General features: G+C 64.3%; 11 protein-coding genes. 9 read left to right on the top strand and 2 right to left on the bottom strand.

The genetic code is table 11. The features are described 5' to 3' along the window. Window positions 1-5: 5 nt before the first annotated feature. Window positions 6-464 (top strand): carboxymuconolactone decarboxylase family protein, encoded by a 459-nt coding sequence (locus FGU64_RS06520; protein WP_136352780.1) that lies wholly within the window; start codon window positions 6-8, stop codon window positions 462-464. Window positions 465-510: 46 nt separating this feature from the next. Here FGU64_RS06520 and FGU64_RS06515 read toward each other — a convergent pair whose 3' ends face one another. Then, a complete protein-coding gene (locus tag FGU64_RS06515; protein ID WP_139951470.1) occupies window positions 511-1,251 on the bottom strand; it encodes an NYN domain-containing protein in 741 nt (246 codons plus the stop codon). A 99-nt stretch (window positions 1,252-1,350) separates the two neighbouring features. Continuing rightward, complete coding sequence (locus FGU64_RS06510) at window positions 1,351-1,998, bottom strand: TetR family transcriptional regulator C-terminal domain-containing protein (RefSeq protein ID WP_139951468.1); 648 nt, start codon at window positions 1,996-1,998, stop codon at window positions 1,351-1,353. A 227-nt stretch (window positions 1,999-2,225) separates the two neighbouring features. Here FGU64_RS06510 and FGU64_RS06505 point away from each other — a divergent pair, with 227 nt between their 5' ends. From FGU64_RS06505 to FGU64_RS06470, 8 genes are all read left to right on the top strand, one after another. Next, complete coding sequence (locus FGU64_RS06505; protein ID WP_139951466.1) at window positions 2,226-3,554, top strand: aspartate aminotransferase family protein; 1,329 nt, start codon at window positions 2,226-2,228, stop codon at window positions 3,552-3,554. 70 nt (window positions 3,555-3,624) lie between these two features. Continuing rightward, window positions 3,625-4,875 carry a Zn-dependent hydrolase gene (locus tag FGU64_RS06500; RefSeq protein ID WP_139951464.1) on the top strand — a complete coding sequence of 417 codons (1,251 nt, stop codon included), beginning with the start codon at window positions 3,625-3,627 and terminating at the stop codon, window positions 4,873-4,875. A 59-nt stretch (window positions 4,876-4,934) separates the two neighbouring features. Then, complete coding sequence (gene hydA / locus FGU64_RS06495) at window positions 4,935-6,386, top strand: dihydropyrimidinase (protein ID WP_139951461.1); 1,452 nt, start codon at window positions 4,935-4,937, stop codon at window positions 6,384-6,386. Window positions 6,387-6,432: 46 nt separating this feature from the next. Further along, a complete protein-coding gene (locus FGU64_RS06490; RefSeq protein WP_136352791.1) occupies window positions 6,433-7,254 on the top strand; it encodes an ABC transporter ATP-binding protein in 822 nt (273 codons plus the stop codon). 173 nt (window positions 7,255-7,427) lie between these two features. Beyond that, on the top strand, window positions 7,428-8,306 hold the full coding sequence (locus FGU64_RS06485) for an ABC transporter permease (RefSeq protein WP_136352793.1): 879 nt from the start codon (window positions 7,428-7,430) through the stop codon (window positions 8,304-8,306). After that, window positions 8,303-9,460, top strand: coding sequence for an ABC transporter permease (locus FGU64_RS06480; protein ID WP_139951459.1), 1,158 nt, complete (start codon window positions 8,303-8,305; stop codon window positions 9,458-9,460). Before FGU64_RS06485 ends, FGU64_RS06480 begins: the two co-directional genes overlap by 4 nt. A 49-nt stretch (window positions 9,461-9,509) precedes the next feature. Then, complete coding sequence (locus FGU64_RS06475; RefSeq protein WP_136352797.1) at window positions 9,510-10,481, top strand: ABC transporter substrate-binding protein; 972 nt, start codon at window positions 9,510-9,512, stop codon at window positions 10,479-10,481. 135 nt (window positions 10,482-10,616) lie between these two features. After that, window positions 10,617-11,900, top strand: coding sequence for a cystathionine gamma-synthase family protein (locus tag FGU64_RS06470; protein ID WP_139951456.1), 1,284 nt, complete (start codon window positions 10,617-10,619; stop codon window positions 11,898-11,900). The last annotated feature ends 30 nt before the right edge of the window (window positions 11,901-11,930 follow it).

Raw genomic sequence — 11,930 nt, 5'->3', positions numbered from 1 at the left:
AGACCATGAAACCGAGACTTCAGTTCTTCAACGTCGCCCCAGCCCTGTTGAAGCAGGTGCAGGCGCTCAACCAGGCGGTCGAGGAATGCGGGCTGGAAATAGGCCTGCTGCATCTCATCAAGCTGCGCGCCTCACAGATCAACGGCTGTTCCTTCTGCGTCGACATGCACAGCAAGGAAGCGTTGCGCGACGGCGATACGCTGCAGCGCGTCATCCTGGTGGCGGCATGGAAGGAATCGCCGCTGTTTTCCGAGCGTGAACGCGCCGCACTTGCCTATACCGAAGCGGTGACGCTGATTTCCAAGGACGGCGTTCCGGACGCGCTCTACGAGGCGACCCTGAAGCATTTTTCCGAAGAGGAGCTGGTCAAGCTCAGCGTGGCGATCGGCATGATCAACGTCTGGAACCGCCTGTGCGTGCCGTTCCACGCCATCCATCCGGTCGAGCGCGCCAAGGCGGCGTGATCGAGGAGTGGCGTGCTGCCGCGGCTTTTGGATGCGTACCGCTGCCTCAAGCCGTGGCGGCTCGGTGACCATGCCGCAGCCGCACCCGAACGGAACCTCCCTTGCCGACCTGTTCGATTTGGCCCGTCTGCTTCAGATTTTTGAGGAATTTGCCCTTGCCGCAAATCTGGGCGGCAAGGTCGGGGACTTCCCGGCGCATGGTCGCGGCAAGAACCGACAGATGAATCGAGCCTACGGGATCGGCACCGCTCAAATCACGCAGCAAGTCGACGACTTTTGAAGGAAGCGGGGTGCCGGCCTTCGCCGTGCCGGTCGGCTTCGCCGCGTCGGTGGTCTTTGCCAAAGGTGCGACCGCTGGTTTGCTGGGGGCGGTCCCGAGAAGGAAGAACTGGGTAAAGTTCTTTCGCAGGGCACCATCGATCCTGGCGTCGCCGAACCCGTAGATCTTCTTGCCGCGCTGCCGGAGCTTCGTCGTCAGGGGAAGGAAATCCCGGTCGTTCGAAACCAGACAAAACCCTTCCACCAGATTTGCGTGAAGAAGCTCCATGGCGCGGATCGTCAGGGCTATGTCCGTGCTGTTCTTGCCCTTGCCGCCAGAAACCTGGAAGACCAACTCAAGGCCATGATCGCGCGCGGCGCCGACCCAATCCGACAAGCGGTTTTCAGTAAAGTCGCCGAACACGCATTTAACGACTGGTTCTCCCAACCCGACGATATGCTGTTCCAGTTCCGGCAAGAGCTTGGCGGATATATTCTCGCCGTCGATGAGTAGTGCGAGAACCTGCATGTGTTTCGCTCGCTTAAGATTTCAGTTTGGCGAGGATAGATGCGGGCATTCAAATATCGGTTGCTTCGATTGGCGGCATTTTAAGGACGTCAAGTCCGATCATCTTGCCCTCGGCCGCAATCCGTCCATGAAAAGGTTTTCCAGAAACCGTGCCGCATCCTCGAAGCGGTGTTCGTCGCCGCGGCCGGGGCCGAGCACGGCGCGCACCTGCACGTCGAAGTCGGCATAGTGCTGGGTCGTCGCCCAGATCGAGAAGATCAGGTGGCGAGGATCGGTGCGGGCGATTTTTCCGGAGCGCATCCAGCCGTCTATGACGGCGGCCTTGTCGTCCACCAGCGCCTTCAGTTCCCCCTCCAGCAGCGGCATGATGCGCGGCGCGCCCTGCAGGATCTCATTGGCGAACAGACGGCTTTCGCGCGGAAAATCGCGCGCCATCTCCAGCTTGCGGTGGATGTAGCTTCTGAGTTCCGTCAACGGGTCGCCGACATCGTCAAGCTCGCGCAGCGGCGCCAGCCAGGTGTCGAGCAGGCGCTGCATCAGCGTCTCGTGGATGTCTTCCTTGCGGCGGAAATAGTAGAGCAGGTTCGGCTTCGACATGCCGGCCGCCTCGGCGATCTGGTCGATGGTGGCGCCGCGGAAGCCATGCGCGGAGAAGACCTCGAGCGCCGCTTCCAGGATCAGGTCCCGCTTTTCCCGCTGGATGCGGGTGCGGCGACGCGGGGCAGGGGCTTGGACGTCGGCGCTCATCCTTTTTCCCCAATGGCTTCGCCGCTTTCTGGACCAATTGTCTGGACCAGTTTTTTGCGAAGCTGTGGAGCGCGCCGAGCCTGCCGCATTTCCGCTAGTAATCCCTTGACCGCCCGTGGGGCGGTGCTAACGTTTGTCCATCCGGTCAAAATTTGCGTAGCACGAAAGCGCGCCGAAGACCAAGCGTTGGCCGCAGCGAAACACGATTACGAAAGGAAGGCTTGGTCATGTCCAACCGGCTCAATGTAACGCCGAACGATCTCAGCGCATTCTGGATGCCCTTCACGGCAAACAGGCAGTTCAAGCAGGCGCCGCGCATGCTGGTTGCCGCCAAGGACATGCACTACACCACCAGCGACGGGCGCAAGATCCTCGACGGCACCGCCGGTCTGTGGTGCGTCAATGCCGGCCACTGCCGCCCGAAGATCACCGAGGCGATCCAGCAGCAGGCCGCCGAGCTCGATTACGCGCCGGCCTTCCAGATGGGCCATCCGATCGTCTTCGAACTGGCCAACCGCCTGGTCGACATCGCGCCGAAGGGCATGGACCATGTCTTCTTCACCAATTCCGGTTCGGAATCGGTCGACACCGCGCTGAAGATCGCGCTCGCCTACCAGCGGGTGCGCGGCGAGGGCAGCCGTACGCGGCTGATCGGCCGCGAGCGCGGCTACCACGGCGTCAATTTTGGCGGCATCTCGGTCGGCGGCATCGTCTCCAACCGCAAGATGTTCGGCACGCTGCTCACCGGCGTCGACCACATGCCGCACACCCATTTCCCGGACAAGAACGCCTTCTCGCGCGGCGTTCCGGAGCACGGCGGCGACATCGCCAACGAGCTGGAGCGCATCGTTGCGCTGCATGACGCTTCGACCATCGCGGCCGTCATCGTCGAGCCGGTGGCCGGCTCCACCGGCGTCATCCTGCCGCCGAAGGGCTATCTCAAGCGCCTGCGCGAAATCTGCGACAAGCACGGCATTCTCTTGATCTTCGACGAGGTCATCACCGGTTTCGGCCGTCTCGGCACGCCGTTCGCGGCCGACTATTTCGGCGTTACGCCCGACATCATCACCACTGCCAAGGGCGTCTCCAACGGCGTCATCCCGATGGGCGCGGTGTTCGTGAAGAAGGAAATCCATGACGCCTTCATGAACGGCCCCGAGCACATGATCGAGTTCTTCCACGGCTACACCTATTCGGGCAACCCGATCGCCTCGGCGGCGGCTCTCGCCACGCTCGACACCTACAAGGAAGAGGGCCTTTTGACGCGCGGCGCCGAGCTGGAAGACTACTGGGCCGACGCGCTGCATTCGCTCAAGGGCGAGCCGCATGTCATCGACATCCGCAACATCGGCCTGATCGGCGCCATCGAGCTTGAGCCGATCGCCGGCGCCCCGACCAAGCGTGCCTTCCAGGCCTTCGTCAAGGCGTTCGAACGCGGCGCGCTGATCCGCACCACCGGCGACATCATCGCGCTGTCGCCGCCGCTCATCATCACCAAGGGACAGATCAACGAGCTGATCGATCATGTCCGCGAGGTGCTGCGTATGGTCGACTGACCTTTTACCTATCCGCATGGGCGGCGTCGGGAACCGCCGCCCATGCGTCTTTGGAATGAGAGGAATGTGAATGGCTGCGCCAAGCGAGAATCTGCGAATCAATCCAGACCGTTTGTGGGATTCGCTGATGGAGATGGCGAAGATCGGTCCGGGCATAGCCGGCGGCAACAACCGCCAGACGCTGACCGATTCCGACAAGGAAGGCCGTGCGCTGTTCAAGCGCTGGTGCGATGCGTCGGGGCTTTCCATGGGCGTCGACAAGATGGGCACCATGTTCATGACGCGGCCCGGCACTGACCCCGACGCACTGCCGGTCTATGTCGGCTCGCATCTCGACACGCAGCCGACCGGCGGCAAGTATGACGGCGTGCTCGGCGTGCTTTCGGGGCTGGAAGTCGTGCGCACGCTGGACGACCTCGGTATCAGGACGAAGCATCCCATCGTCGTCACCAACTGGACGAACGAGGAGGGCGCCCGCTTCGCGCCGGCCATGCTGGCGTCGGGCGTGTTCGCCGGCGTGATCCCGCTCGACTACGCCTATGGCCGGACCGACATGGACGGCAAGAGCTTCGGCGACGAGCTGAAGCGCATCGGCTGGGTCGGCGACGAGGAGGTCGGCGCGCGCAAGATGCACGCCTACTTCGAATACCACATCGAGCAGGGGCCGATCCTCGAGGCCGAGAACAAGCAGATCGGCGTCGTCACCCACGGGCAGGGCCTGTGGTGGTTGGAATTCACGCTGACCGGCAAGGAGGCGCATACCGGCTCCACGCCCATGGCGATGCGCGTCAATGCAGGGCTTGCCATGGCCCGCATTCTGGAGATGGTGCAGGAGGTTGCTCTTGCCAACCAGCCGGGCTGCGTCGGCGGCGTCGGCCAGATGAAATTCTCGCCCAATTCCCGCAACGTGCTGCCCGGCACGGTGGTTTTCACCGTCGACATTCGCTCGCCCGACCAGGCGAAGCTCGACGGCATGCGGGCGCGCATCGAGAAGGAAGCCGCGGCAATCTGCGCCAAGCTCGGCGTCGGCTGTTCGGTCGAGGCGGTCGGCCATTTCGATCCCGTCACCTTCGATCCGACGCTGGTCAGGCGCGTGCGCGCGGCCGCCGAAAGGCTCGGCTACAGCCATATGAACATCATTTCCGGCGCCGGCCACGACGCCTGTTGGGCGGCGAAGGTCGCGCCGGCGACGATGATCATGTGCCCCTGCGTCGACGGCCTGTCGCACAACGAAGCCGAGGACATCACCAAGGAATGGGCCGCCGCCGGCGCTGACGTGCTGTTCCATGCCGTCGTCGAGACGGCGGGGATCGTCGAATGACCTGAAGACATCTGCGAACGCAGCTCACCAGAAGCGCGAACGAACAAAGGAACGGGAACATGACCAGAGTTATCCGCAACGGCACCGTCGTGACCGCCGACCGTACCTACAAGGCCGACGTGCTGTTCAGGCACGGCAGGATCGAGGCGATCGGGCCGGACCTGCACGGCGACCATGAATTCGACGCCACCGGCTGCTACGTGATGCCGGGCGGCATCGATCCGCACACCCATCTCGAAATGCCCTTCATGGGCACCTATTCGTCCGACGATTTTGAATCCGGCACGCGCGCCGCCCTTGCCGGCGGCACGACCATGGTGGTCGATTTCTGCCTGCCGGCGCCGCAGCAGTCGCTGCTCGAGGCCCTGCAGATGTGGGACAACAAGACCTCGAAGGCGTCGTGCGACTACTCCTTCCACATGGCGATCACCTGGTGGGGCAAGCAGGTGTTCGACGAGATGGCACAGGTCGTGGACAAGGGCATCCCATCGTTCAAGCACTTCATGGCCTACAAGGGCGCGCTGATGGTGGACGACGACGAGATGTACGCCTCGTTCCAGCGTTGCGCAGCCCTCGGCGCGCTGCCTCTCGTCCATGCCGAGAACGGCGACGTGGTGGCCGCACTCAGCCAGAAGCTGCTGGCCGAAGGCAACAACGGCCCGGAAGGCCACGCCTTTTCGCGCCCGCCGGAAGTGGAAGGGGAGGCGACCAACCGGGCCATCATGATCGCCGACATGGCCGGCGTGCCGCTCTATGTCGTGCACGTTTCCTGCGAGCAGAGCCACGAGGCGATCCGCCGTGCCCGCCAGAAGGGGATGCGCGTCTATGGCGAGCCGCTGATCCAGCACCTGACGCTGGACGAGAGCGAGTATTTCGACAAGGATTGGGACCACGCCGCGCGCCGCGTCATGAGCCCGCCCTTCCGCCACAAGCTGCACCAGGATTCGCTGTGGGCCGGTCTGCAGGCCGGCTCGCTGCAAACGGTGGCGACCGACCATTGCGCTTTCACCACTGAGCAGAAACGTTTCGGCGTCGGCGACTTCACCAAGATCCCCAACGGCACCGGCGGTCTCGAGGACCGCATGCCGGTGCTGTGGACGCGTGGCGTCAACACCGGCCGGCTGACGATGAACGAGTTCGTCGCGGTGACGTCGACCAACATCGCCAAGATCCTCAACATGTATCCGAAGAAGGGGGCCATCCTCGAAGGGGCGGACGCCGACATCGTGGTGTGGGACCCGAAGAAGAAGAAGACGATTTCGGCCAAGGGCCAGCAGTCGGTCATCGACTACAACGTCTTCGAGGGCGTCGAGGTGACGGGCGTGCCGCGCTTCGTCTTCACGCGCGGCGAACTGGCGATCGACGACGGCAAGGTCGAGACGAGACCCGGCCACGGCGAATTCGTCGCCCGCGAGCCCTATCAGGCGGTCAACCGCGCGCTGTCGACCTGGAAGGAGATCACAGCGCCGCGCAAGGTGGAACGCACCGGCATTCCGGCGACGGGGGTGTGAGCTTGGTCTGCATCGCATCGCCCACCCGGACGGCAAGAACCCGCCCATGAACCAGCCAGCCAGCACCAAGCCAGCCACCGCCGAAACCGCCCGGCAAGTCGTATCGGCCAAGAACCTCGGCCTCACATTCCAGACCAACGACGGCCCCGTGCAGGCGCTGTCGAATGTCGACCTCACCATCGGCAAGGGCGAGTTCGTGTCGTTCATCGGCCCGTCCGGCTGCGGCAAGACCACGCTGCTGCGCGTCATCGCCGATCTGGAGAAGCCGACTTCCGGCTCGATTTCGATCAACGGCATGAGCGCCGAGCAGGCGCGCGAGGCGCGCGCCTACGGCTACGTCTTCCAAGCGGCGGCGCTGTTTCCATGGCGCACCATCGAACGCAACGTGGCGCTGCCGCTGGAGGTCATGGGATTGCCGCGGGCGGAGCAGGCGCAACGCATCGCCCGCACGCTGGACCTGGTCAACCTGAAGGGGTTCGAGAAGAAATATCCGTGGCAGCTTTCTGGCGGCATGCAGCAGCGCGCCTCCATCGCCCGCGCGCTCGCCTTCGATGCCGACCTGCTCCTGATGGACGAGCCGTTCGGCGCGCTGGACGAGATCGTGCGCGACCACCTCAACGAGCAGTTGCTCGACCTGTGGGGGCGGACCTCCAAGACGATCTGCTTCGTCACCCATTCGATCCCGGAGGCGGTGTATCTGTCGACGCGCATCGTGGTGATGTCGCCGCGGCCGGGCCGCGTCACCGACGTGATCGAATCGACGCTGCCCAGGGAACGGCCGCTCGATATCCGCGAGACGCCGGAATTCCTCGCCATCGCCGCCCGCGTCCGCGACGGCCTCAGGGCAGGGCACAGCTATGAGGATTGATATTGGAAAATTGTGGTACGTCCTTCGAGGCTCGCTGCGCTCGCACCTCAGGATGAGGGAGGCTGGCGCTCACCTGTCAGGAGAGACTGGCACAAACGGTCATCATCCTGAGGTGCGAGCGCAGCGAGCCTCGAAGGACGCACCGCAAATATTTTCGCCGGTTGGCGCCTGACATGGACTCTCTCCGCTCCAAGATCGTTCCCGTTTCCACCATCCTGGCCGGCATCGTGGTGCTCTGGTACGTCTTCGCCGTGGTGCTCAACGCGCCGTTCCAGCGCGATCTCGACCGGCGCGCGGGCGAGACGCCGACGACGATGGAATTCGTCGTCAGGACGCTGGCGCAGAAGAAGCCGACGCTTCCGGCGCCGCACCAGGTGGCGCAGAATTTCTTCGAGAACACTTTCCTGCGCAAGGTCACCAGCGCCCGCAGCCTCGTCTACCATTCGTGGGCGACGCTGTCGTCGACGCTGCTCGGCTTTACCTTCGGCACGATCCTCGGCATCGTCATCGCCGTCGGCATCGTCCATGTGACGACGCTCGACAAGAGCCTGATGCCATGGATCATTGCTTCGCAGACGATCCCCATCCTGGCGGTGGCGCCGATGATCATCGTGGTGCTGGCCGCCGTCGGCATCACCGGTCTGATACCCAAGGCGCTGATCTCGACGTACCTCTCCTTCTTCCCCGTCGCCGTCGGCATGGTGAAGGGGCTGCGCTCGCCCGAACTCATGCATCTCGACCTGATGCACACCTATAATGCCAGCCGCGCGCAGATTTTCTGGAAGCTGCGCGTGCCGGCCTCGGTGCCGTTCCTGTTCGCCTCGATGAAGGTCGCGGTCGCCGCCAGCCTCGTCGGCGCCATCGTCGGCGAATTGCCGACGGGCGCCGTCGCCGGCATCGGCGCCAAGCTGCTCGCGGGTGCCTATTACAGCCAGACCATCGACATCTGGGCGGCGCTGGTCGCCGGTTCGGTAGTGGCGGCGCTTCTGGTGGCGGCGGTCGGGTTGGCCAGCCGCATCGTCGAGCGCGCCATGGGCGGGAGGCCGGCATGACGGCGCGGCTCAAGCCCTCATGGCAGGCGATGCTTGCCCTGTTGCTGGTCGTGATCGGCCTCGTCCTCGGTGCCATGACGCAGCCGGAAGCCGACGCTATCGCCAATCCGGCGGCCGGCGCCGCCTATCCCTATCTCGGCACCAAAAGCGTGATCCTCGGCCTGATCGGCCTTGCGGCGCTGGGCTCGATGCTGCGCCTGCGGCCGTTCGCCGAGGCGCTGGTGCTGTTCGTCGGCGCGCATGGAGCCGCATGGCTGCTGCTTGCCGGCATCGGCGGTTTCGAGGGAACGGCGAAGGCGCCTTATTATTGCGCGCTGACGGCCGCGTGGTTGCTCGGCTGGCGCTGCGTGGCGGTGCTGTCTTCCATGCGACCGGCCGAACGCTGGGAGCGGCTGGCGCTGAATCTCGTCGTTCCGGCGCTGTTCGGCGCATGGCTGCTGATCCTGTGGGAAGCGGTCGTGCGCGGCGCCGGCATCCCCTTCATTCTCCTGCCGCCGCCGAGCGCCATCGGCGCGCGCATCGTCAACTCCTTGCCGATTCTCGGCGAGGACGTGCGCCAGACCATCTTCAAGGCTGTGCTGGTCGGCTATGTCGTCGGCTGCGCCGCTGGTTTCGTCGTCGCCATCCTGGCGGACCGCTTCCTGTTCCTGCGGCGCGGACTGATCCCGATCGGCAACCTCGTCTCGGCGCTGCCGATCATCGGCGTGGCGCCGATCATGGTCATGTGGTTCGGCTTCGATTGGCAGTCCAAGGCCGCCGTTGTCATCATCATGACTTTCTTCCCGATGCTGGTGAACACGGTGGCGGGGCTGGCGGCGTCCAGCCACATGGAGCGCGACCTGATGCGCACCTATGCGTCGAGCTACTGGCAGACGCTGTTCAAGCTCAGGCTGCCGGCGGCAGGCCCTTTCATCTTCAACGCGCTGAAGATCAATTCGACGCTGGCGCTGATCGGCGCCATCGTGGCCGAATTCTTCGGCACTCCGGTGGTCGGCATGGGCTTCCGCATCTCGACGGAAGTCGGGCGCATGAACATCGACATGGTATGGGCCGAAATCGCGGTTGCAGCCCTTGCGGGTTCGGTCTTTTATGGCGTGGTCGCGCTGTTGGAGAGAGCAGCCACGTTTTGGCATCCGTCCATCCGCGGGGGATAGGGCGGTTTCAGGCAGGTATGACAACCAACCAGAACCAGAGGGTAACGGCATGAAAAAGCTTATCGTTTCTATGTTGGCGGGGGCAATGTCGCTGGCCGCTTTCCAGGCGATCGCCGCCGACAAGGTGACGCTGCAGCTCAAGTGGGTCACGCAGGCGCAGTTCGCCGGCTACTATGTGGCCAAGGACAAGGGTTTCTACGAGGAGGAAGGTCTTGACGTCGACATCAAGCCCGGCGGGCCGGACATCGCGCCCGAGCAGGTGATCGCCGGCGGCGGCGCCGACGTCATCGTCACCTGGATGGCGGCGGCCCTTGCGGCGCGCGACAAGGGCGTCAATCTCGTCAACATCGCCCAGCCCTACAAGAAGGCGGGCATGGAACTGGTGTGCCCGAAGGACGGGCCGATCAAGACCGAAGCCGACTTCAAGGGCCATACGCTCGGCGTCTGGTTCTTCGGCAACGAGTACCCGTTCTACGCCTGGATGCACAAGATCGGCCTGTCGACCGACGGCGGCCCGGACGGCGTGACCGTGCTCAAGCAGAGCTTCGACGTGCAGCCGCTGATCCAGAAGCAGGCGGACTGCATCTCGGTCATGACCTATAACGAATACGGCCAAGTGCTCGACGCCGGCTACAAGCCGGAAGACCTGATTGTCTTCAACTACACGGCCATGGGCAACGACCTGCTTGAGGACGGCCTCTACGCGATGGAGGACAAGCTCAAGGACCCGGCCTTCGAGGACAAGATGGTGCGTTTCGTGCGTGCCTCGATGAAGGGCTGGAAATACGCCACCGAGCATGTCGACGAAGCCGCCGGCATCGTCGTCGACAATGGCGGCCAGGACGAGAACCACCAGAAGTTCATGATGGGCGAGGTGGCCAAGCTGATCGACAACGCCGACGGCAAGCTCATCCCGGAAGCTTACGAGCGCACCGCCAAGGCGCTGCTCGACCAGAAGATCATCACCAAGGAGCCGACCGGCGCCTACACCACGGCGATCACCGACAAGGCTTCGCAGTAGCCGTCATTGGACGCTTCGAGCGCGAAAGGGGCGGGCGACCGCCCCTTTTTGTTTGCGCGACGATGACGAGCCGACGGGGCGGGGTGTAGGCTGGCGGCCATGAAGGCTGCATAGCCGCAAATCCCGAGGATCATCATGACCGCTCCGCGTCCCTCCAAGACCCATATCGGCAACCACAAGCTCCATCCCGAAACGCTGATGCTCGGTTACGGCTTCGACCCGCTGCTCTCCGAGGGCGCGGTGAAGCCGCCGGTGTTCCTGACCTCGACCTTCGTGTTCAAGACTGCGGAGGAGGGGCGCGATTTCTTCGACTACACGGCCGGCCGCAAGGAGCCGCCGAGCGGCACCGCGGCCGGGCTGGTCTATTCACGCTTTAACCATCCCAACAGCGAGATCGTCGAGGACCGGCTGGCCGTCTACGAGAACACGGAAGCCTGCATCCTGTTTTCCTCGGGCATGTCGGCGATCGCCACCACGCTGCTTGCGCTGGCGCGGCCGGGCGACGTCATCCTGCATTCGCAGCCGCTCTACGGCGGCACGGAGACGCTTTTGACGCGTACGCTGGCCGGCTTCGGCATCGCGGCCGTGGGCTTCGCCGACGGTGTCGACGAGCAGGCGGTGCGCGCGGCGGCGGACGAGGCGGCGGCCAAGGGGCGCGTCGCCGTCATCCTGATCGAGACGCCCTCCAACCCGACCAACACGCTGGTCGATATCGCGCTGATGAAAAGGATCGCCGACGAGATCGGCGAAAAGCAGGGCTCGCGGCCGGTGGTCGCCTGCGACAACACCTTGCTCGGCCCGGTCTTCCAGCGGCCCATCGAGCATGGGGCGGACCTGTCGGTCTATTCGCTGACCAAATATGTCGGCGGCCATTCGGACCTCATCGCCGGCGCGGTGATGGGCTCCAAGGCGGCGACGAAGCCGATCAAGGCGCTGCGCGGCGCCATCGGCACGCAACTCGATCCGCATTCGTGCTGGATGCTCGGCCGCTCGCTGGAGACGCTGTCGATCCGCATGCACAAGGCCAACGAGAATGCGCGCGCGGTGGCCGAATTCCTGCGCGACCACGCCAAGGTCACCCGCGTCCACTATCCGCCGTTCCTGCCGGCGGGATCGCCGGCGGCGAAGGTGTTTTCCGCGCAGTGCAGCGGCGCCGGATCGACCTTTTCGTTCGATATCAAGGGCGGCGAGGCGGCGGCCTTCGCCTTCCTCAACGCATTGCAGGTGTTCAAGCTGGCGGTCAGCCTCGGCGGCACGGAATCGCTTGCCAGCCATCCGGCGGCGATGACGCATTCGGGCGTGCCGTTCGAGGTCCGCCAGAAGATCGGCGTGCTGGAAACCACCATCCGGCTATCGATCGGCGTGGAACATCCTGACGACCTTGTTGCTGACCTTGCGCAGGCGCTGGCGGCGGCCTGAGTTCCGCTGCCATCAACCGAAATGATGATG

This window comes from Mesorhizobium sp. 8 (genome assembly GCF_006351905.1).
Classification (GTDB): Bacteria; Pseudomonadota; Alphaproteobacteria; order Rhizobiales; family Rhizobiaceae; genus Mesorhizobium; species Mesorhizobium composti.
This window is presented reverse-complemented; position numbering and strand designations above follow the sequence as displayed.